Raw genomic sequence first — 22,337 nt, 5'->3', positions numbered from 1 at the left:
GAATGGGGGAATCCGAGTTAAGCAGAAACATCAAGCGTCCGCTGAAATATTTCATTAAGTGAAGAACCTTCTCTAGTAATATTCGCTTGACGAGATGTCCTCTTTGCTTTCACTCGCTATTTCAGAAAAGAAAGCTACTTTTGCTGGAGCAAACCTACCATCAATCGCGTCATGAATGTGAATAGTGAGAACTTATTTCAGATTTAGATTCCCTTCGTGCGCTCACAAGGTCTCATATTGCCATTGTCTCTAAAACTCAAAAGTTCTTTGAATTTCACCGAAAGAAATTCAAAGAACAGGAAAATATCCATTAGCAATTCTCATGACCCGTCACGTATGCCCGAGTCTAGAACCCAGGAACAGGAAATACAAAACAGAAATACAAAACAGAAATACAAAACGGCGAGTTTCCATCTATGGAAACTCGCCGTTTCACGTGAAACATCAGCATGATGTGCTCAGCCGTTTTAGCTCAATCCCAGCACGCACTATCTACTCATCGGTATCATCCGATTCAGCGTAGTCAGCTGAATATGCAGATGGACTCGATACCGAGGATTCAGCCGATTCACTAGAATCAGCACTGTCATCGGACAAAGGGGAGATCACTACATGACGATCAGCCCCCTGACCGTACGAATCAGAAACGAGACCCGCATCAGCGGCCACATCGTGCACAACCTTACGCTCAAATGGATTCATCGGACGAAGCGATACTTCTTGGCCAGAATCGAGAACTTCTGCCACAGCGTCGGCCGCAATCTTGGCGATCTTCTTGCGATGGTCTGCGCGGTAGCCAAGGATGTCGAGCATGAGGCGAGAACGTTCGCCTGTCTCCTGCTGGACAGCCAGACGCGTCAACTCCTGGAGAGCATCAAGAACGTGCCCTTCGCGGCCGATCAGGCGCTTCAGACGACGATCCTTTTCATCGTCGGACACGATAGCAACGGCAGCACGGTCTGCCTCAACAGAAATCTCGAGGTCACCGTCGAGATCAGCAATATCGAGAAGTTCCTCGAGGTAATCCGCAGCGAGATCGCCCTCTTCAGCAAGGGTCTTCTTCAGTTCAGTATTTTCTGACATGTTCTTCCTTGTGTTCTGTTCTGTCACAGACATTCAGTAATCCATTAGCCCGACGCCGGCTCTCATATTCCCTCTCAACACTCAAAAGCTCGAAAGGAAAATTCCATCTGGCTAAGACCGGCAAAGAGAAGACACCGACATTACGCCCGACTCGTCCTCTCTCCGTCGGACTTCCTAGAAATTTCGGTCCTTCTTGTTGCGCGCAGCCTTCTTGGCGCGCGCATTCTTCTTTTCAGCGGAACGCTGACGCTGCGCAAGACGTCGCTCGTAGCGCTTCTGTGCTCGCTCGGAGTCGGTCAAGCCGTCCTTGCCGATGGGTTCTCCAGCGTCGTTGTAACGCTGTTCCTCAAGCTCTTCATCGACGAAGGAGAGTGGGTTTCCGAAAGCGTCCACATGTCCGCCAGCCTTCTTTGAACGGCTCTTACCAAGGGGTTGAACACGCTGACCAGTTCGCTCCTCTTCTACGCCTTCCTCCGGGGGAAGCCCAGCTTTGATGCGCTTGGCGCGATCACGTGCCAACTTACGTTTGTGCGCTTCAGAACCTGGAGTCGGATTCGTCATCATAAGCCAAGTCTGCTGGCCAATATTCCAGAAATTACCAGTAACCCAGTAAATCAGCACACCAATTTGGAAAGCGTAACCGGTGAAGATGTAGATCAGAGGCATACCGTAAAGCATGGTCTTCTGCATGGTCTGCATCTGGTTAGCCATCGGGTTATCAGGATCCGGCTCATGCTTGGGCATATTCCAGGTCATCATCTGTTTCTGTTGGAAGAACAGTGTGATCACCAGCAGCGAGATCATCACGATGGCGACAATCGTGATTCGCGTGGTCATGCCAGCAAAAATCGGTAGGTGAGAAGTCGCAATCGACGAAGTCAGCGGCGCACCAAAGAGCTCCGACTGACCAATCTGGCTAGCGATCGCTTTGTTAATCGGACCAATCGCCGCGGACGGGTCACCGTTGTAAATGCCCTTCGACAACGGATCAATCGCATAGAGCATACGGAACAATGCGAAGAAGATCGGCATCTGAATCAACAAAGGGAAGCAGGAAGCGAAGGGTGACGAACCATGATCGCGGTACAACGCCATCATCTCTTCCTGCTGACGTTGACGAGATATCTGGTCTTTGCGTCCCTTGTACTTCTTCTGAATTTTCTTCATCTCAGGCTGCAGTTCCTGCATCGCCCGAGTAGAACGAATTTGCTTATTGTAGAGCGGGATAATGAGAATTCGAACCACCACGGTGAGGCCAATGATCGACCACACCCACGCGGAACCGGCGCCTTGAGGCAGACCGAGGCCGGTGAGGATCGCGTGGATGCCGTACATAATCCAGCTAATAACCCACATAATGGGGTAGAGAATGCTATCCATACCTTGCTTTCTTACTTGTTGTTACCCTCGACGCCATGGCCGCGTTGGCCTGCCGAAGTTTCCTCCCTCGCGCGCCGCGCAAGTAGTTCTTGATAGCCGAGAGGCTTGGTTGGCCATTGCCCTCGGAGAGGCACCCAATCAACACCACCAGCAGAAAACTGGTTGCATCGCATGAAGCGCCATACTGCTAAAAGTGTACCTTTGAACGCACCATGAATCTGCAGTGATTCAGCAGCATACTGGGAGCACGTCGGCTCATAGCGACAACGTCGCGGAAAGTGCGGCGATATGCGCCGCTGATAAAAGCGGATCGGAGCTGACAAGAGAGCAACGAGTGGGTTTTTCACCGCTGTTCCGATTCATTGGCTGACGCAATCTGCGGAGTTTCTTCCTTGCGTTCGTCTTTCTTGTGTTGCACCGACGCCGTTCTCTGGCGCGGTATTCTAGGCGCGCGGAAATTGGCCGGGAGTGCCCCAGCCTTCATGAGGTTCTTCACGACAGCGTCGCACAACTCGGCACTGGATGCGGTGGCTGCAGGCGGGTTAGCTCGTATCACCAGGTTAGATGCCGATAGTTCAGGAAGCAGCTCCCTCATAATATGGCGAAGCCGCCGGTAGACTCGGTGACGAACCACTGAGTTTCCGACGGTTTTAGCCACGACGAAGCCGACCCTACGGTCGGCCTCTTTCGTATTTTCGTCTGTCAATACGTGACAAACGAGAAGCTTGTTCCCTTTGCGAATGCCGCCTTGGATAGTCTGAGAAAATTCCTCAGACTTTCGCATCCGATTGGCGGATGAAAGCATCAGGCAGAGAGCTTTGCGCGGCCCTTACGACGGCGGGCGGCGAGAACTGCACGGCCTGCGCGGGTGGACATACGCTTACGGAAGCCGTGGACCTTCGCGCGGCGGCGGTTATTCGGCTGGAACGTACGCTTGGTGGTCATTGGTACTCCCACATTTTTACTCGGCGGACACCCTCTCCCGAGGGCGTGTGTACTTCTGCTGCACACATGACCTATCAAAACTACCGGACTTTTCCGCGAAATGTCAATGTTCAGCGTGTCCGGTGACACACATCTCAGGGTGAAAAATGTTTTCCACCGAGTTATCAACATCCCACATTTTCTTGTCCATCGATTCTCCACAGATGTGGACAAAATGTGGATGGTTCCTTTGCCTAATAGCCGCGCGCCCCGAACAACGTAATTACACGCATGTAATATCCACACCTGTGAACAAACCTGTGGATAACTTAGATGCATTTCCACAAGCTGTGGAATAACATAGTGGATAACTCTGGAAGAAAGAAGGAACCGATGGCCGAAGGATCGCCTGCACGTGATGCGTGGAATGCAGCCACCGAGCTTTTGCTCGCTGACGCACGACTTTCCAGCTCACAATCGGCATTTGTGAAGATGGCTCACCCCCTCGCCGTCGTCGACGACGTCTTTATGATCGCTGTCGGTTCAGAGTTCGTGCGCAACTGGATCACGGAACATGTCTCGTCGGTCATGACTGGGCAGTTGTCTGAAATCTTCGGGCGCGAACTGAAGTTGATGATTTCCGTGGATCCCTCAGTCAACGATGAACCAGCACCAGCGCCTACTCAACCAGCAGTGCCCTCTGTCCCTCCGACGTCGGAAAGCGAGCGCAATCTTCGTGCAGTCGGCGGTGTTCCGGCAGGTGAACCGCTCGAACCGTCCTATGACGTGTACGGCTATGTGCCTGAACTAGACTTTGATGATGCGCCGTACCGTGCACCACAACAAAATGCTTTGATTGAACAGCAAGAACGTGCTGGTCTTAACCCGCGCTACACCTTCGATAACTTCGTCATCGGTGAATCCAATAAATTTGCTGCGGCCACAGCTCTCGCTGTCTCGGAAGCCCCAGGAACCTCCTACAATCCACTATTCCTCTACTCAGATTCTGGAATGGGCAAAACCCATCTCCTTCATGCCATCGGAAATTACACTCTCCAACTCTCACCGAAACGCAAAGTTCTCTACGTTTCTGCCGAACAATTCACCAACCTTTTTATTAATGCGCTGCGCGATGGAAAACAGGCAGCGTTCAAGGATGAGTTCAGAACTGTAGATGTCCTCCTTATTGACGATATCCAGTTCATGAACACGAAAGATCGTACAATCGAGGAGTTTTTCCATACTTTTAATGCGTTGAGCACCGCGAATAAGCAGATCGTCATCACATCTGATGTCGCGCCGAAGTTGCTCTCAGGGTTTGAGGAGCGGATGATCTCACGCTTCGCTTCAGGGATCACCACGAATATTGATCTTCCGAACCTTGAAACCCGTATCGCGATTCTTGATAAGAAGGCAGCGAGCGAAAATCTTCAAGTTCCTCGCGACGTCATCGAATTTATCGCTTCGCGGATGACGACGAACGTTCGAGAGATGGAAGGCGCTCTTCGTCGAGTCACTGCCTACGCCGACCTTTCGCGCGACCCCGTCTGCCTTGATATGGCTGAAACCGTGTTGAAGGACATGATTTCTGATCCGGGTAACGTCACCATTTCCGCGGCAATGATTATGGCTCAAGTATCGGGATATTTCGGTATTGCATCGGCTGACCTAAAATCTCCAGCTCGAACACGTTCGCTGACGATGCCTCGACATATCGCGATGTATCTGTGCCGTGAGATGACGGATCTTTCGTTGCCGAAAATTGCCGAAGTTTTTAATCGTCGCGATCACACTACTGTTCTCAATGCGCTGCGCAAAGTCGAAGCCCTTATGGCTGAGCGCCAAGCAGTGTTTAACCAGGTCTCAGAGCTGACATCACTGGTGAAAACCATGGCAAAAGAGCAAAATTCCTAATTTCCACATGGGCTGCGATTTACGCGTTCATAAGTAGCATTTTGCTGTGGATAACTTCTGGGGATGTGTGGATAAATTCTCGATGAAAGTGTCCCATCCACAGATCGCAGTGGTTATCCACAATTCTTTCCTCCACATTTCCACAACCTTTTTCCCAAGGAGCAAGCCGAAAAGTCCCTTTTTCCGTATTTTCCACATCCCCTACTACTACTTCTACCTAAGTGTTACCCAAGAAAAATCGTGCAGCCACCGACTGACGACCACGACGACCCCAGCATTCCGCCGTCTGCGCTAACACTGACGACGGCGGCCAAAAAAATCGATAAACGCCATGAGCGTTTTGCGTGTTTCAAGATGTTTCCCTTGCACCAAAGATTTCTAAGCTCCTCAACCCCCGAAATCTCGTGTTGGTGAGAGAATTTCAACCGAAAGCGACGAAGCACTGTCGTTTGTCGTAAAGTATTTGGTAGTTGTACCTGCACTCTGTGTGCGCATTATTTGAGCGAAAGTAGGTCAGGCGTGAAGATCTCCGTTGATCACGGCATTTTTGCCGAGGCAGTGACATGGGCCAGCCGAACTATTCCGAATCGCCCGGCAGTACCGGTGCTCGCCGGAATGAAGCTGGTCGCGAGCGAAGACGGTATCGTTTCGCTCGGCTCACGCGATTCTGACATCACATCGCATATCGATATTGAGGCTGAGGTGGCCGAAGCCGGAGAAGTGCTAGTTCGTGGGCGCCTTTTAGCTGACATCGTTCGTGCACTTCCCGCAAACAAGCCCATCGAGCTCACGTTGGACGGGACAACTCTCGAAATCGAATGTGGTTCATCACGGTTTTCGATGAAAACTATGGCAACCGAAGACTACACCGAACTTCCACAACTTCCACCAGTCATTGGCAAAGTTGACGGTTCACTGTGGCAAGAGGCTGTCGGCCAGGTGACGATTGCCGCCTCGAACGATGACACCCTTCCGATGTTAGTGTCGGTGTGTATTGAAATCGAGGGAAATTCAATGACTCTGATGGCAACTGATCGTTACCGTCTAGCAGTTCGCGATCTGAAGTGGGAAGCAGAGGATCCCACTATTTCCACCCGAATTCTTGTGCGCGCGTCTCGCCTCCTTGACGTTGCCAAAGCTCTTGATTCTACTGGCCCGATCGAGGTGTCCTTGCGTGAAGAATCCGGTGTGAGCCTGATTGGCTTTTCAGCGGGTGGGCGCCAAAATACGATTCAGCTTATCGACGGTGAATATCCGCAGGTTCGTTCGCTTTTCCCCTCAGAGGTCACCGGTCACACATTAATCAACCGTGTGGAGTTGCTCGACGCAATCAAACGCTCAAAATTGGTTGTGGAGAAGAATTCTGCTGTTCGACTCACCCTCACTGATGGCCAGATGACTCTCGAAGCGGGTGCAGGCGACAAAGCGCAGTTCGCGGACGCAATCGAAGCCTCCCTCGTCGGCGACGATATTAAGATGGCTTTTAACCCAACTCTTCTTCAAGACGGCGTGAATGTGATGAATGAAGAACAAGTTCGCCTGAGTTTCACTCAACCCACAAAGCCAGCAGTCTTGACCGGCGAAAGTGAGAAGGACGGTCCGAACGAGGATTTCCGTTTGCTTCTCATGCCGATCCGCACGTTCGGAACGAACTGAGTGTACGTTTCACATCTTGCACTGAACGACTTCCGGTCTTACCGAGAGGTCGTTCTCACTTTTGAGCCTGGAATCAACGTTTTCGTTGGCGAAAATGGTCAGGGCAAGACGAACCTTGTCGAAGCAATCGGCTACCTCTCAACATTTTCTTCGCATCGCGTAGCAGCGGATACCGCCTTGGTTCGCCAAGGTGCGGGCGCAGGTGTCATCCGGGTAAAAGTCGTTCGTGGGGTTTCTCCGGTCACGCTCGAAATTGAAATTATTGCCGGAAAAGCGAATCGCGCTCGGATTAATCGCGGCAACGCACGGCCACGCGATCTTCTCGGAATCGTCCGCACGGTAATCTTTGCTCCTGAAGATTTAGAGCTAGTCAAAGGAGACCCGGCAGATCGCCGCGCATTTCTTGATGACCTCATGATTCAGTTTCGCCCCCGCCTTGCAGGAGTCAAAAGCGAATATGAGAAAGTGTTGCGTCAACGCGGTGCGCTTCTGAAACATCTGCAAAAAACAAAGCGTCGCGGCATGGAACCCGATACGTCGACTCTGAGTGTCTGGGATGCGCAACTGGTGAAATTTGGCGCACAGATTGTTGCAGCACGCGCGGAAATTGTGAAAGATTTGCGGCCATTCGTGACCCAGTATTACGAGTCAGTGTCAGGCGGCAAGGGGAATGCCCGCATTGATTATGAAGCGAATATCGACAAACGAACCGGTTACGAGTTACCTGAAGCGAGCGAGCTTTCCGACGAGGTGACGGTGCAGGCAGTCGATTCGCACGAGCAGCAGATTACTGACATCACAGCGGTGAGTGAACTTTTGACCACAGCGCTCAATGACTACCGTGATGCTGAAATTGATCGGGGTGTCAATTTAGTCGGTCCGCACCGTGATGACCTGCGGCTTTCTCTAGGAACTTTGCCTGCGAAAGGATATGCGTCACACGGCGAGAGTTGGTCATATGCGCTGGCACTCAAATTGGGAATGTGGCAACTTCTGCGGACTCATGAAAGCGGCGAATGGGCGGATTCTGCCGAACCGATTTTGATTCTCGATGATGTCTTTGCCGAGCTTGACTTACGTCGGCGCGAGCGATTGGCATCGATTGTTGCCCACGCAGAGCAAGTCTTTGTCACAGCTGCCGTCGGGGACGATTTACCACCGTCGCTCAATGGGCAACGGTATCTTGTCGCCGGAGGGTCAGTGAACGAGGTGACCGATGAATGATGCTCAGCGTGCTGCGCGCAAAGCTGCAGCAGAAAAGTATGGCGACGCCCTGCCGCTTCAGCTCCTCGCGCGCGCTCGGAAAATGATGGCTGATCGTGGATATCGTCCCAAGGGTCGAACTCCAGTTGTCATTGTCAAAGAGCAGCCCGAAAAACTCGGCGCGGATGTTTTCGTTCCCGTTCCAGGGCAGGATGTGGGATCTGGTGCGCACAAATCTTGGCGCGATCCGCACCCACTTGGCGAATTGGCGAAGGCACTGGTACGAGATCGTGGCTGGGGGACGCGTCTTGAGGTGGCCGACGTCGGCGCGCGGTGGCCGCAGATCGTTGGTGAAACTGTGGCGGCGAATGCGATTTTTGAAAGTTTCGAGGACGGAGTACTCACGATTCGTGCTCGCACAGTCGGCTGGGAAACTCAGTTGCGTGCATTGTTGGGGCATTTAGATGCACGCCTTGCCAAAGAACTCGGCGAGGGAGTTGTCAAGGAAATTGTCATTGGCTCTCCCAATACGCGGCCAAACTGGAACACCGGTGGTTGGCGTGTGAAAGGTCGAGGTGTGCGCGACACCTACGACTAATCGATGCATCATGCGTTGCTTGTCCGCCGACGTCGACGAAACGGCTCCAGAATCTCGAAAAGTGGCTGAACATGCGCTAGAATTAAGTGTCAATTGTGTGTGTAGGGGGGTAGTGCAACGGCCTCCACAGCTTTCATAGGGCGCTTTTTGCGTTAGTGAGAGATGGAACACATCATCAAGGCTCCGTTGTGCGAGGAGAAATTCGTTCGTGGCAGAGGAAAAGAAGCATCGTCCTGGTGAGGTATCGCCAGAGCATTCGTACGACGCTGGGGATATTACAGTTTTGGAGGGCCTTGAGGCTGTTCGAAAGCGCCCAGGTATGTACATTGGCTCCACTGGTGAACGCGGCCTGCACCACCTGGTGTATGAGGTTGTGGATAACTCAGTTGATGAGGCGATGGCTGGCTACGCGTCCAACATCGTGGTCACCTTGCTGGAAAATGGCGGAGTACGCGTGTCCGACGACGGCCGCGGAATCCCTGTTGATATTCATCCCACCCAAGGCGTTTCTGCAGTTCAGGTCGTAATGACAGTACTGCACGCCGGAGGAAAGTTTGGCAACGGCGGTTACGCAGTTTCTGGTGGTCTGCACGGTGTGGGTATCTCGGTAGTGAATGCTCTCTCCACACGTATGGACACTGAAGTTCGCCGTGATGGCTACGTCTGGCGCATTTCCTACGAAAACGGTGTTCCTCTTGGCCCGCTCGAAAAGGGCGAACCTACTGATGAAACGGGAACCACTCAGACCTTCTGGGCGAATCCAGACATTTTTGAAACAACCGAATTCGATTTTGAAACACTGCGACGTCGTTTCCACCAGATGTGTTTCCTGAACAAGGGGCTACGCATCACTCTGATCGAAGAACGTACTGGCGCGGTTGCCGAGGGTGACGAACTAGCAGGCGAGGATGCACCGACGTCGGGACACCGCGAGGTGACCTACCGTTACGACAACGGCCTGCATGATTACGTGAAGTATCTGGTGGAGACGAAAAAGACCACCCCTGTCCACCCTGAGCCGATTTACTTTGAATCTGAGGATCAGGAACAAAAGATCGCCGTTGAAGTGGCAATGCAATGGACTGAATCGTATTCCGAAACACTTCATACTTTTGCCAATACGATCAACACCACCGAAGGCGGCACGCACGAAGAAGGCTTCCGCAGCGCCCTGACCTCGGTGATGAACAAGTTCGCTCGCGATAAGGGCTTACTCAAGGAAAAGGACTCAAACCTTTCTGGCGATGATATTCGCGAAGGTCTCACCGCTGTCATCTCGGTGAAACTCGGCGAACCGCAGTTCGAGGGACAGACGAAGACGAAGCTTGGTAACACTGAGGCGCGCACCTTCGTTCAACAGCAAACATATGCGCAGCTTACGGACTGGCTCGATTCCCACCCCAGTGAGGGCAAGGAAATTATTCGTAAGGCCACCCAGGCATTTGCCGCCCGACAGGCAGCGCGCAAGGCACGTGAAGCGACCCGTCGCAAGTCTGTCCTCGAATCCGTTTCGATGCCAGGCAAGCTCAAGGATTGCACCTCGCGCAACCCAGAAGATTCTGAAATCTTTATCGTTGAGGGTGATTCTGCGGGTGGCTCGGCAGTCAATGGCCGTGATCCGGCGCATCAGGCGATCATGCCGATCCGTGGCAAGATCCTCAACGTGGAAAAGGCTCGTTTGGATCGTGCCCTGTCCTCTGAGTCGATTCAGTCGCTGATCACCGCTTTCGGTACCGGCGTGGGTGAAGAGTTCGATATCACGAAGTTGCGCTACCACAAGATTGTGTTCATGGCCGACGCCGATGTCGACGGCGCACATATCGCTACTCTCCTTCTCACACTTGTCTACCGTTACATGAAACCGCTGATTGAGCACGGTTACGTGTACTTGGCAATGCCACCGCTCTATCGCATTAAGTGGTCCAACTCCGCGCACGAGTACGTTTTCTCCGACAAAGAACGTGACGCCGTTCTTGCCTCTGGACTCGCCGAAGGCAAGAAACTTCCCAAGGCAGAAGGTCAGGGAATCCAGCGTTATAAGGGTCTGGGTGAAATGAATGATTCCGAGCTGTGGGACACGACAATGAATCCTGAGACTCGCACACTCAAGCGTGTCTCTATCGGTGAAGCAGCTGCAACCGATGAAGCATTCTCGATCCTCATGGGTGAAGACGTGCTCTCGCGCCGCGGGTTCATTCAGCGCAACGCGCATGACGTTCGATTCCTGGATATCTGAGGTAGATAACAAATGAGTGAAACAACTGAGTACAACCACGGACATATCCTGGATGTCGATCTCCAAAAGGAGATGGAGACTTCCTACCTCGACTACGCGATGAGCGTGATTGTCGGCCGTGCACTTCCTGATGTGCGTGACGGCATGAAGCCAGTTCACCGTCGCGTGATCTACGCGATGTGGGACGGCGGCTACCGGCCAGATTCGTCCTTCTCGAAGTCAGTGAAGATCGTTGGTGACGTGATGGGTAACTACCATCCGCACGGGGACGCAGCGATTTACGACACGATGGTTCGTTTGGTTCAGCCCTGGGCGATGCGTTATCCGCTCGTGGCTGGTCAAGGTAACTTTGGCACTGCTGGTGATCTTGGAGCTGCTGCTCCTCGTTACACCGAGGCTCGTATGGCTCCACTCGCTGTGGAGATGGTGCGTGATATTAACGAAGATACCGTGGATTTCGAACCGAACTTCGACGGCTCCGTCCAAGAACCGATGGTGTTGCCATCGCGTTTCCCGAACCTCCTGGTCAACGGGTCCGAGGGTATCGCCGTCGGTATGGCGACGCGAATCCCACCGCACAATCTGCGCGAAGTTGCAGCTGGTGTGCAGTGGTATTTGGAAAACCCCGACGCCACGCGTGAAGAGCTTCTCGCTGCATTGCTCCTGCGTATTAAGGGTCCAGATTTCCCCACTGGTGCAACGATTCTGGGCACTAAGGGCATTGAGGAAATGTACCGAACCGGCCATGGCTCAATTACTCAGCGCGCTGTGGTCAAGGTGGAAGAAATCAACAACCGCCAGTGTTTGGTGGTCACTGATCTTCCGTTCCAGGTCAACCCTGATCGCCTCCTGGACAAGATCGTTGAGGGAATCAAGGACGGCCGTTTGGCTGGCATCGCTGATATCCGAGATGAAACGTCAGGCCGTGCGGGACAGCGCATTGTCATTGTTCTCAAGAAGGACGCAGTGCCGAAGGTTGTGATGAACAATCTGTTCAAGCACACCCAGCTCCAAAATAACTTCCCGGCGAATATGCTTGCTTTGGTCGACGGTGTTCCGCGTACGCTTTCCCTTGACGGTTTTGTCCATCATTGGACGATGCATCAGGTCGATGTGATCCGTAGGCGCACTGAGTTCCGCCTGCGCAAGACCCTTGAGCGTTTGATGATTTTGGAGGGACTAGTCAAGGCTCTCGACGCGCTTGATGAAGTGATTGCCCTGATCCGTCGCTCGCCCACAGTGGATTCTGCGCGCGAGGGTTTAATGGATCTCCTGGGGATCAACGAGATCCAGGCTGATCATATTTTGGCTATGCAACTGCGCCGTTTGGCGGCTTTGGAACGTCAAAAGATCATTGATGAGCGCGATGAAAAGCTCGCAATGGTTGAGGACTTCCGTGATATTTTGGCCAAGCCTGAACGCCAGCGTGCGATTATCTCCGATGAGCTTTCAGAGATTGTGAACAAGTTTGGTGACGATCGTCGTACGGTGATTTTGCCGTATGACGGCGAAGTGAGCGTTGAGGATCTCATCACCGAAGAAGACGTCGTTATCACGATTACCCGTTCGGGTTATATCAAGCGGACGAAGGTAAGCGAATACCGTGCGCAGCACCGCGGCGGTAAGGGCATCAAGGGTGCGACGTTGCGCGAAGACGACGTCGTGACGAATTTTGGTATTGCCTCCACCCACGATTGGCACCTGTTCTTTACGAACATGGGCCGCGTCTACCGCGCCAAGGGATACGAGATCCCCGAAGGTTCGCGTGAATCGAAGGGACAGCACATCGCCAATGTGCTTGAGTTCCAGCCGGGTGAAACGATCGCGTCTGCAATTTCGTTGCGTTCCTATGACCAGGCAGAATACCTTATTCTGGCAACCAAGAGCGGGATGATTAAGAAGACAAAGCTCTCAGACTACGATTCTGCCCGCTCTGCTGGATTGATCGCGATCAAGCTTCGTGAAGATGCCGAAGGTAATGTGGATCAAGTGGTTTCGGCTAAGCTTGCCAACGAGGGAGACGATCTCCTTCTCGTGTCCAAGCATGGTCAGTCGCTTCGTTTCAAGGCGACGAATGATGCACTTCGTCCGATGGGTCGCGGTACCTCAGGTGTGACAGGCATGAAGTTCCGCGACGGTGACGAACTACTGACGATGGAAGTTGTCCGTGACGATTCTGAAGTCTTTGTTGTCACCGAAGGTGGTTTCGCTAAACGTACGCAGGTTGAGCAATACCGACTCCAGGGTCGTGGAGGCTTGGGAATCAAGGTGGCAAATCTCGTTGAATCGCGTGGCGATTTGGTGGGCGCACTCATTACACAGCCAGGCGATGAAGTACTCGTCATCATGGAGTCCGGAAAGGTTGTGCGTTCCTCGGTTGATGAAGTCAACCTCACTGGTCGCAACACTCAGGGCGTTACGTTCGCTCGTCCGGATAAGAAGGATCGTGTGATCGCGATTGCGCTTAACCTCGAAGCCGAAGAAGACAAGCTTGAGGACACCGAAAACGCCGACGTTGACGCTGTGACCTCCGCAGCAGACGAAGTTCCGGCGTCGGCGCAGAACACTGAAACTGGTACCGCAACGGACACCGACGTGGCAGAATCTAACGACGAGGCCAAATAGGGTCGCCAACAAAACGAAGGGTAGAAAATGAGCGAGGAAATCACGCATATCGCGCCCGCAGTGACAAACCCGGTCAAGGCTAAGCCTGCTACGGTGCATGTGGGCATTCGCCGCGTGAAGATGACGGTGACGAAAGTTGATCCGTGGTCGGCACTGAAACTGTCGTTCCTTTTGTCGGTGGCGCTGGGCATCATGATTGTTGTTGCAGCAACGGTTCTGTGGCTTGTGCTCGATGCTATGCATGTGTGGAGTCAACTCACTGAGTTGATAAATACTCTGGGCGAGCCGCGTTTGATGGAACTGGCACAGTACATGGAGTTCGGTCGATTTATTCCGTTTGCCGTGGTGGTTGCCGTTATTGAAATCGTGCTTTTTACTGCTCTGGGCGCTGTGATTGCACTGATTTACAATCTTGTGGCATCGCTGGTTGGGGGGCTGACACTGACCGTCTCTGACGAGTAAATGTGATCTACAACGCGCACCCGGCCTACGAAGTTGATTCGCTGAGCCGGGTGCGCTATTCTTTTCGAGTGCCCTTCTTGAGGGGCGAAATGTTGGGCCTATAGCTCAGTTGGTTAGAGCGCTACACTGATAATGTAGAGGTCGATGGTTCGAGTCCATCTAGGCCCACAGTCCACTGAAGGGGATGCCATGAAAAAGGTTCTTTCAGCAGTTGCTATTGCAGCCGTTGGTTATGGTATCTTCATCAAGTGGCTTGAGTTTCGCGAACGTGAAGCTACATGGGAGAAGGTTTCTGATCCCGAATAAATAAATATGGGGCTATGGCGCAATTGGTAGCGCACCTGCTTTGCAAGCAGGGGGTTAGGGGTTCGAGTCCCCTTAGCTCCACCATTAGCACCTACTAAGTGATACAAAAACACGAAGTAGGTGCTTTTCATTTCCCGAGGGTTCTCTATTACACGAAGCTCTAAAAGCGCTGGTCAGAACGATTTATGTGGTGGCTGCTGACGTTAGAGCCATGTCTGCGCGGGTTCGGGTCACGCTGAGACTAGACGGGTAGAATTAGTTTGATGGAGCTGAAGAAGACAGACCCCTCTGGACGCCTGCCTAATGTGGGCTTTCCCAAGGGGCATCGGGTGCAAGTAAGTAGAGAAAACTCTGGCGCAAATAAATCATGTGCGCAATCGTGCTTTACACCATGAGGTGCTATTGGGCGAAAGGAATCTTCAGCGGACGACAGTTGCGCATGAAGGAGTCATGAAGCTCGCTGAAATGCTCTTGCCTGAGTTAGCAGAACATCTGAAGAAAAATTCCCGAGTGCAATCTTTTACTAAGAAAAACTGGTAATCGAAGCTTGAGGTTCGCTATTGCACGAGGCTTCTATTGCGCTAAATACCGAGATTCACGCATTGCATGGGATCCATCTGTGAAGCGTCACAATTTTGAAACCGAAACTGAGAATGCTTCATGCTGCAAGTTGTGTTTGGCTCAACACGCAGAAACGCGCTAGACCGATTACCACTCGTGCGCTGTTTCGAGTAGCCGACGGCGTTGAAGGATGCGCGAGTTCATGTCGCCGAGGAGCTCATTCCAAGCTACGAAACGTTCTTCAGGACTGTGATTTGCAGCCGCATCGCTAGTTTCTTCTTCACCTGTAAATAGCTCAGGGAACACTATGTGCAGTCCAGTGAGTTCTCGCACTTCGCCATCATCAGTTAACCAAGGTGCAAGGCAGAGCGGATCACCTGTCGCAAGGTTCTTTTCCATGAGTTTCGCGAATGCTTGACTCAGCGCTTCGCCTTTTTTCACTAGTGGGCGTGCTTCTTTCCAGGAGCGCTGCAGAGTGAGGTCCCAGAAGTCTTTGATGCCTTGGTCGATTCCCCGCGGACCGTTGAAGCCATCTGGCACGATAATAAGGTTCGCGGCGGTGTATGCGTTACGCGCAAACTTGCTTAGATTTTCGTTTGCCCACACCTGACGAAGCTTCTGCTGACCTGTGGGTTGGCTCATGTCATGCAGAAGGGCTGGCCCCCAAGTGTATTTTACTCCCCCTACGCAGTCGCGTACGCGGGGAGGGAAGCATCCACACAGTTCCGGGTGTAGCGCAATTAGTATCCGCAACCCCTCGCGGAGCACAGTGGCTACTGTGCACATCCAATCGCCTTGCACGTATTGTTCTGGCTGCCCAGAATTGCCTGACCCTGGCCGTACTTCCACTCCGAGTGTCTCGCACCAAAGCTCGCGGTATAAGGCTTTCGCTGCAGCAGACATGTCAGGGTCGGCTACTGGCGCACCATCGACAAGTAGGCGGCCGGTCTTGTATTCGAGCCATGCGCGAAGGTGGGCGATGCTCGGTTCTCCTTGTAGTTGCGGGTGGAGCAAGAAGGTGTTGAAGCTGTGTGCGGTCATCTCGGCAGGCTCCTTCAGAGGGGCGGTTGCCCCACCCTTGTACAGGTGGAGAATTCGTGACGCAGAATGGTGGCTCCCATTTTAACCAAAACCTGCTTCGTTTGTTCCTCCCAGTCAGGAGAGGTACTGAATGTTATTGCCTCTTGTATAATAAACACGAAGCCCCAGTGGAGCTCTGGCTTGCAGGAAACTGTAGAGTTACTCTCGCTGGGACAATGTCATGTCTAAACAGGGTGACTGCGATTAGCGATCATAGATATCGCGGCGATGACCGATTTCGAGAACGTGAATGGTAACAGTCTGATTCTCGATAATGCAGATAATCCGATAATCGCCCACTCGATAGCGCCATTCTCCGCTTCTATTCCCGACTAAGGCTTTGCCGTGCGCGTAAGGATCGAGCGTATTCTCGAGGTTAGTGCGAATCCACTTTATTAACAGTTTTGCCTGAAACTTGTCTAGCTTCCCGAGCTGTTTTGTCGCTTGTTTTGAAAGTCGAACTTGGTATCCTGTCACAGGCTCAACATCTTTTCAACTTCGTCAAGAGTGTAACGAGTGCCATCATCCTCAGCGATCGCTTTGCGCAATGAAGCAATGTCGTGTGCATCTTCAATCTTTTCGAAAATTGCATCACGAATGAAGTCTGAAATCGTCTTTCCTTCGAAATCTGCGTAACGACGAACCAGCTCAGCATCCTTATCGTTGACGCGAAGTGTCATTGTAACCATCTCAAACCTCCTGAATACATAGTAATACGTTGAATTGCCGGATTCAAGGTTCACCATTGCACGATGCATTTGTGGGTTGGCAAGTGCAGGTTCGCTCAATGCCAGTCGCATTCCAGTTGTTGCGCTGTCGAGTCAACCCAATAACGGTTTCGGGGTGAAGTGCAATGAACTTCCAGTCGAGTAACACCCTTGTTTTCAAGAGGAAATTTGGGTAGCTCACTCTCGGCTAGCAGTAGCTCGCTTTGTGTCTTTTATTGAGTACAAAGAACCAATAAAAATTCCCGCTCATATGAGTGGGAATTTTTATTTCTCTACCATTGAGTGCCTGTGTCTCGCTGCATCTTTGTTCCACTTTCACCACAGACCAGAAATGATGCGCATCTCATTTGGTAGGGTGTGAGCGTCAGAACCCAATCTGCACGAAAATGGAGATCCCCTATGAAACTCTTCGCCCGCGCAGCGGCAACGACTGCCGCTTGTGCTCTTATTGCCACCCCGATGACTGCGTTTGCTGCGGACAACGAGACGTCCGCGCCGACGTCGTCGGGAAATGTGGTGACACTTGACCTGTACACGCTGACGGATGTTCACGGTCATATCGAGCTGGTGAAAAAAGACGATAAGAAAACCGGAAAGTCCACAGTGACTGAAGCTGGACTTGAAAAAATGGGGTGCTTCCTCGACGATGTGCGAGGAAAGCACCCTGATTCGTCTTTTACACTCCTTGGTGACAATATCGGCGCATCGCCCTTTACCTCTGGCTCTCTCGATGACAACCCCACGATTGCAGGCTTGAATGAACTCAAACCTGTTGGTTCGACCATCGGCAACCACGAGCTTGATATGGGGCAGGCTGTTTTCAAAGCGCGCGTTGACGGTTCCCAAAAGGAGAAGTTCCACCAAACGACATTCCCTTACCTCGGTGCGAATGTTGAAGGTCTGGGAAGCTGGACAAACGTCGAAGGAAAAACAGTCCCGTACCTCGGCGAATACGCGATCTGGGAGGCTCCTGAGTCTCATGTGAAGGTCGCCTTCATCGGCGCGATCGCGGAGGATGTCCCTTTCAAACTCAGCCCGCGCACAACCGAAGGCATGAAATTCACCGATCCAATCGCCAAGATCAACACGCTCGCAACCAAGCTCAAGGAAGACAAGGTTGCCGACGTCGTTGTGGCGATGCTCGATGACGATGTCAAGAACAACTTCCCCAAGATGGGATCGAACGTTGACGGCATCATGGGCGGCGACACCCACGTGCCATACGAGTTCGATGCGGTGAACTCGAAAGAAAAGCTCACCTCTGCTAATCCTCATCTGGCTGGCGTCGCTTCGGGATCCTACACCGACAACATGGGTCTGCTCTCGATCTCTTTCGATACCAAGGCGAAGAAGGTTGTGTCGGCGGATGCGAAGCTGATCCCAGCTGCGAAGGTAGCCGAGTGTGACTCGTCCACATCAGCATCTGCACCGAAGATCAAGGCGATCGTTGATAAGGCTGTCGAGACATCGAAGAAAAAGGGTGCCGAGCCGATTGTCACAGGAGTGAAGGGCGAGTTCCGACGTGGTGTCTTCACCTCGGCAGAGGGCAAGACTTACCCCGGTTCAAATCGCGGAATCGAATCGTCGCTCGGCGATCTTGTGGCGGACTCGCTGCGCGATACTGTGGTGACGAAGAATGGCAAGAAGGCTGATATCGGCATTATCAACGCTGGTGGCCTGCGCGAAGATCTCGTTCCGAAGAATGGCGTGATTACCTATGCCGACACTTTCGCGGTGATGCCGTTCTCGAATGCGATCGGCTACGTGACGATCACGGGTGCCGATTTTGTCAAGGCTCTTGAACAGCAGTGGAAGACGGATCTGAACTCACAGAACTCGCGTCCGATGCTCAAACTTGGCCTTTCCTCCAACGTGTCCTACACCTACGATGTGACCAAGCCATTCGGTCAGCGCATCACCTCGGTGACAGTGAACGGCAAGCCGATTGATCTGAAGAAGAAGTACACAGTCGGTTCGGTGACCTTCCTCCTCGCCGGTGGAGACACCTTCGATGCGCTCACCGCTGGTGGAGACTTCGAAGTCACAGCCAACCTTGACCGTGATGAGTTCAATAAGTACCTCAAGGGTCTTGCAGCGGCCAAGAAGCCAATCATTGAGCGTGCTGCGAAGGCATCCATTGGCCTGACCCTCGATCGTGACCATGTCAAGAACGGTGAGAAGGTCAAGGTCACTCTGCGAGGTCTGTCTTTCTCAGAAGGCCCGTCCGTCACAAAGAACGTCAAGGTATCTGCCGGTGGTCCTGCGGTTTCAGCGACAGTGGATAACTCGTTGCTTGACGTGAACGCCAACTCTGAGAAGGCTGTCATCTCGACCGACGGTGCAGGACGCGCAACACTCGAAGTCCCTGTGTCTGCGACATGCCCTGCCACGGGTGGTCAGGTGAAGGTTCCGTTGACTGTTGCCACTGATTTCGCCACCGTCGTCTCTCCCGACGCGGGTGTGGCGGTCACAGTCGACTGCGCGGCGACCGCAGCCGGAAAGGCTGGCACTGGTGAGGCCGGCGCAGGCAAAGCTGGCACTGGTGACGGGACAGGCAAGTCAGGAAAATCTGGTCAGGGTTCAGCAGGAACTGCTGGTTCGAATACCAAGGTGACTCCACACGATGGCCTGTCGCATACGGGTGCGAATGTCGCTAGCTTGGCGTTCGGCGGCCTTGCGCTCGTCATCGTCGGCGCTGGTGCGATGGCAGCGCTGCGCAGGCGTTGATTCTCAGATGTGTCGATCCTGAGATAAGGGAGTGCCCCAGGAACTTTCCTGGGGCACTCCCTTATGTTGAGTACGAAGAGTGAAAATTAGACCTGGCCATTTTCTTTCATCGCAGCAGCGCGCTCTTCAGCTTTCTCAGCTACGCGAGCAACGCGATCACCTGCGGTTTCCACTTCGTTCTTGGCCTCGTCAACTGTGTCTTCAGCGGCGTCGGCAAGTTCCTCGGCACTGTCAGCAGCTTTCCCAGTAAGCTTTTCTCCAGCCTCCTTGGCCTTCTCAACCAACGTCGAGGCGTAATCCCCAGCTTGGGTTGCCTTATCCTTGGCGGCATTGGCGATATCAGCAGCCTTATCCTTGGCCACATCAGCGAGGTCAGCAGCCTTTTCCTTCAAGGTCTCAGTCTCTTCAGTGGCGTGATTCTTGAGGGCGTCTGCGCCGTCGGTCTCTTCCTTGGTCAGATCCTCCCAGTAAGATTCTGCCCATGGATCATTGACCGGCTTAGAGCGCTGCACGATCACGTAAACTGCTCCAGCAGCAGCGCTGAGAAGAGCAAGGAAACCGAGCTTCTTCATCACTCCGCGCTTTTTCTTCTGCGGCTTCACCAGCTCTTTCTTGGAAGCGGACACAACATCTTTGACACGTGACGCAAGATCGCCCTTCGAATGACGCGCTTCGTCCAAAGCAGCCTCGGTCGCGCGTTGCACACGTGGGTAGTAGTCTTCGCGAACCTTGGTGGCAGCTTCTGCGGCTCGGGATTGCGCATCATCAACGTAGGGCTTGGCTGCTGCACGAGCGTCCTTGGCTGCGGCCTGAACCTTCGCAGTCGCGTCATCAACGTATGGCTTCGCAGTCTTTGCGGCTTCCTTTGCTGCAGCTTGCACTCGTGCAGCGGCGTCATCGACGTAGGGCTTCGCGTTCTTTGCCGCAGTGGCTGCAGCGTCTTGAACACGTGCAGTTGCATCCTCGACGTAGGGCTTAGCAGTATGAACTGCATCCTTCGCAGCTTCAGAAACTTTCACGACGGCTTCGGTTGCTACCGGAACGATCTTTTCGCTGGCAGCTTCGACCCACGTACGCGCTTTCGTGGCGAGTTCCGTGAGGTTATCGGCAGCAACGTTTGTGGCAGTGGCTGCCTTGTCCTTTGCGGACTTCTTGAAAAGACCCATGATTTCTCCTCCGTTTCGGATCTGGATATGATCCTTCTGCGTCCATCTTTCCATCTTGGAGATCATTCCGCATCCAAGTTGTTCTCTTACCCCGTGAAATTTCGCCAACAGCTAGTGCGTTTTGCGCCGCTCGTGGAATTTTCTACCGACGATGTGCGAAAATGGGCGGCATGGAAGCAATTATGCATACAACTAAGGGCGACATCCGTCTCGAACTGTTCCCTGAGCAGGCTCCGCAGACCGTTGCGAATTTTACTGAACTGGCCACTGGCAAGCGCGAATGGACCGATCCGGCAACGGGTGAGCACACATCGCGTCCGCTCTACGACGGCGTCGTTTTCCACCGTGTCATCGACGGCTTCATGATCCAGGGTGGTGATCCGCTCGGTACTGGAACTGGCGGCCCGGGCTACACTTTCGACGATGAAATCGTACCGGAACTGACCTTCAACGAGCCTTACGTTCTTGCGATGGCCAACGCTGGCACTCGTATGGGACACGGTACGAATGGTTCACAGTTCTTCATCACGGTTGCACCGACGACGTGGTTGCACGGCAAACACACCATCTTCGGCAAGGTTGTGGACGAAGATTCGAAGGCAGTTGTCAACGCCATCGCTACCACCCCGGTTGATGGCCGCGACCGTCCGCTTGACGACATCATGATCACTTCGGTGGAAGTTTCCGAGTAATCGTGTCAGATTCGTTTGGTGCCGCTCCTCAACGCAGGGAGCGGCACTTTCGTCTTGATGTTCCCGCGGTGACAGGGGTGCTCGCGGTGTCATGTGTGGCAATGGCTGTGCTCGGATGGCTGATGCCTCGCCTCACTTACGATTTTCTCTTCTATCCACCACTTGCTGCATTACAGCCCTATCGTTATCTGACAAGCGCGTTTTTCCATGCGGGTTTCGTCCATTTGTTGTTCAACATCTATGCGTTGATTCTCATGGGTCGTGTCATTGAACCGGTACTGGGCAAGATTCGTTTTGCGACGCTCTACCTGTTGTCTGCGATCGCTGGCAACGTTGCCGTGGCAGTATGGGCAGCGACATTCGGCTATCCCGATGTTGTCACTGTGGGCGCGTCTGGTGCAGTTTTCGGTCTTTTTGGCGCCTATGCCGTGCTTGAGCGTGGTTTTGGTTCGAAAGACAGCGGTATTCTGGGTTTGATTGGTATTAATCTTGTACTCGGTTTCGTGGTTCCCGGAATTTCCTGGGAATCTCACGTCGGCGGGCTGGCGCTTGGAGCACTTCTCACGTGGCTTTGGTTAGTGTCCCGACGTCGGACTGTCTCAGCGACTCGTTTCTGGCATACCGTAGTGGGTGTTGGTGTCTTTATCGGTCTCGCTGGTCTTGCAACGTTATTCTGACGATGTCGAATGACGAGTTGAGCTGGTATTGAAGAGGACTTTCGATAGGGCTGACTGAAACAGTAAAAAATAAGGGTGTTCCCCGGCGTCAACGTCGGGGAACACCCTTTTCCACATCTTGTGGATAACTTGTGGATAAAATACACAGGCGTAATTACATTCTTGTCATTTTATTCTGACCTGGGAAAATGTTGCTATTTTTCGCCACAAGAGAGAGTGGTTTTCCACAAGCTGTGGATAACCTGTGGAGAATTACACGCATGTCATTCGCCGCTGTGTAAAAAAGGAGGACGGCACATGCCGTCCTCCTTTAATCGTT

At 52.9% G+C, this 22,337-nt stretch carries 19 protein-coding genes and 2 tRNA genes; 12 read left to right on the top strand and 9 right to left on the bottom strand.

Annotated features, from left to right (window positions below):
• Window positions 1-492 precede the first annotated feature (492 nt).
• The 5 genes from ACTOVJ_RS00710 to rpmH form a co-directional block, all read right to left on the bottom strand.
• Window positions 493-1,083 (bottom strand): Jag family protein, encoded by a 591-nt coding sequence (locus tag ACTOVJ_RS00710; protein ID WP_449501535.1) that lies wholly within the window; start codon window positions 1,081-1,083, stop codon window positions 493-495.
• A gap of 174 nt (window positions 1,084-1,257) precedes the next feature.
• Window positions 1,258-2,463, bottom strand: a complete 1,206-nt coding sequence (gene yidC, locus ACTOVJ_RS00705) for a membrane protein insertase YidC (RefSeq protein ID WP_449501536.1) — start codon at window positions 2,461-2,463, stop codon at window positions 1,258-1,260.
• 11 nt (window positions 2,464-2,474) lie between these two features.
• Window positions 2,475-2,810 carry a membrane protein insertion efficiency factor YidD gene (yidD, locus tag ACTOVJ_RS00700; RefSeq protein WP_449501537.1) on the bottom strand — a complete coding sequence of 112 codons (336 nt, stop codon included), beginning with the start codon at window positions 2,808-2,810 and terminating at the stop codon, window positions 2,475-2,477.
• Entirely contained in the window at window positions 2,807-3,268 is a 462-nt protein-coding gene (gene rnpA, locus ACTOVJ_RS00695) for a ribonuclease P protein component (protein WP_449501538.1), read from the bottom strand. Before rnpA ends, yidD begins: the two co-directional genes overlap by 4 nt.
• Window positions 3,268-3,408, bottom strand: a complete 141-nt coding sequence (gene rpmH, locus ACTOVJ_RS00690) for a 50S ribosomal protein L34 (protein WP_278012794.1) — start codon at window positions 3,406-3,408, stop codon at window positions 3,268-3,270. Before rpmH ends, rnpA begins: the two co-directional genes overlap by 1 nt.
• Before the next feature lie 342 nt (window positions 3,409-3,750).
• Here rpmH and dnaA point away from each other — a divergent pair, with 342 nt between their 5' ends.
• The 9 genes from dnaA to ACTOVJ_RS00645 all read left to right on the top strand — a co-directional run bounded on the left by dnaA (window position 3,751) and on the right by ACTOVJ_RS00645 (window position 14,471).
• Window positions 3,751-5,301 (top strand): chromosomal replication initiator protein DnaA, encoded by a 1,551-nt coding sequence (gene dnaA / locus ACTOVJ_RS00685; RefSeq protein ID WP_449501539.1) that lies wholly within the window; start codon window positions 3,751-3,753, stop codon window positions 5,299-5,301.
• Between the two features lie 519 nt (window positions 5,302-5,820).
• Window positions 5,821-6,957, top strand: coding sequence for a DNA polymerase III subunit beta (gene dnaN / locus ACTOVJ_RS00680; RefSeq protein WP_449503804.1), 1,137 nt, complete (start codon window positions 5,821-5,823; stop codon window positions 6,955-6,957).
• Complete coding sequence (recF, locus tag ACTOVJ_RS00675; RefSeq protein ID WP_449501541.1) at window positions 6,958-8,181, top strand: DNA replication/repair protein RecF; 1,224 nt, start codon at window positions 6,958-6,960, stop codon at window positions 8,179-8,181. It abuts the gene before it with no gap.
• Window positions 8,174-8,758, top strand: a complete 585-nt coding sequence (locus ACTOVJ_RS00670; protein WP_449503805.1) for a DciA family protein — start codon at window positions 8,174-8,176, stop codon at window positions 8,756-8,758. Before recF ends, ACTOVJ_RS00670 begins: the two co-directional genes overlap by 8 nt.
• A 208-nt stretch (window positions 8,759-8,966) precedes the next feature.
• Window positions 8,967-10,994 (top strand): DNA topoisomerase (ATP-hydrolyzing) subunit B, encoded by a 2,028-nt coding sequence (gene gyrB / locus ACTOVJ_RS00665; protein ID WP_449502805.1) that lies wholly within the window; start codon window positions 8,967-8,969, stop codon window positions 10,992-10,994.
• A gap of 12 nt (window positions 10,995-11,006) precedes the next feature.
• On the top strand, window positions 11,007-13,619 hold the full coding sequence (gene gyrA, locus ACTOVJ_RS00660; RefSeq protein WP_449503806.1) for a DNA gyrase subunit A: 2,613 nt from the start codon (window positions 11,007-11,009) through the stop codon (window positions 13,617-13,619).
• 27 nt (window positions 13,620-13,646) lie between these two features.
• Window positions 13,647-14,081, top strand: coding sequence for a DUF3566 domain-containing protein (locus ACTOVJ_RS00655; protein WP_449502807.1), 435 nt, complete (start codon window positions 13,647-13,649; stop codon window positions 14,079-14,081).
• 94 nt (window positions 14,082-14,175) lie between these two features.
• Window positions 14,176-14,249 (top strand) — tRNA-Ile (locus tag ACTOVJ_RS00650).
• Window positions 14,250-14,395: 146 nt separating this feature from the next.
• Window positions 14,396-14,471, top strand: a tRNA-Ala gene (locus tag ACTOVJ_RS00645).
• A 624-nt stretch (window positions 14,472-15,095) separates the two neighbouring features.
• Here ACTOVJ_RS00645 and ACTOVJ_RS00640 read toward each other — a convergent pair.
• From ACTOVJ_RS00640 to relB, 3 genes are all read right to left on the bottom strand, one after another.
• Window positions 15,096-15,989 (bottom strand): hypothetical protein, encoded by an 894-nt coding sequence (locus tag ACTOVJ_RS00640; protein WP_449503807.1) that lies wholly within the window; start codon window positions 15,987-15,989, stop codon window positions 15,096-15,098.
• A 243-nt stretch (window positions 15,990-16,232) separates the two neighbouring features.
• Complete coding sequence (locus tag ACTOVJ_RS00635) at window positions 16,233-16,505, bottom strand: type II toxin-antitoxin system RelE family toxin (protein ID WP_449501548.1); 273 nt, start codon at window positions 16,503-16,505, stop codon at window positions 16,233-16,235.
• Entirely contained in the window at window positions 16,502-16,717 is a 216-nt protein-coding gene (gene relB, locus ACTOVJ_RS00630) for a type II toxin-antitoxin system RelB family antitoxin (protein WP_449501549.1), read from the bottom strand. The genes ACTOVJ_RS00635 and relB overlap by 4 nt, the downstream gene beginning before the upstream one ends.
• A 438-nt stretch (window positions 16,718-17,155) precedes the next feature.
• Between relB and ACTOVJ_RS00625 the strand changes: the two genes are divergently transcribed.
• Entirely contained in the window at window positions 17,156-19,483 is a 2,328-nt protein-coding gene (locus ACTOVJ_RS00625; protein ID WP_449503808.1) for a bifunctional metallophosphatase/5'-nucleotidase, read from the top strand.
• Between the two features lie 86 nt (window positions 19,484-19,569).
• Here ACTOVJ_RS00625 and ACTOVJ_RS00620 read toward each other — a convergent pair whose 3' ends face one another.
• Window positions 19,570-20,649, bottom strand: coding sequence for a hypothetical protein (locus ACTOVJ_RS00620; RefSeq protein ID WP_449503809.1), 1,080 nt, complete (start codon window positions 20,647-20,649; stop codon window positions 19,570-19,572).
• A 170-nt stretch (window positions 20,650-20,819) separates the two neighbouring features.
• Here ACTOVJ_RS00620 and ACTOVJ_RS00615 point away from each other — a divergent pair, with 170 nt between their 5' ends.
• Window positions 20,820-21,341, top strand: coding sequence for a peptidylprolyl isomerase (locus tag ACTOVJ_RS00615; protein WP_449501552.1), 522 nt, complete (start codon window positions 20,820-20,822; stop codon window positions 21,339-21,341).
• 2 nt (window positions 21,342-21,343) lie between these two features.
• Complete coding sequence (locus tag ACTOVJ_RS00610) at window positions 21,344-22,018, top strand: rhomboid family intramembrane serine protease (protein ID WP_449502810.1); 675 nt, start codon at window positions 21,344-21,346, stop codon at window positions 22,016-22,018.
• The last annotated feature ends 319 nt before the right edge of the window (window positions 22,019-22,337 follow it).

This window comes from Arcanobacterium sp. (ex Cirak et al. 2026), assembly GCF_053585065.1.
This window is presented reverse-complemented; position numbering and strand designations above follow the sequence as displayed.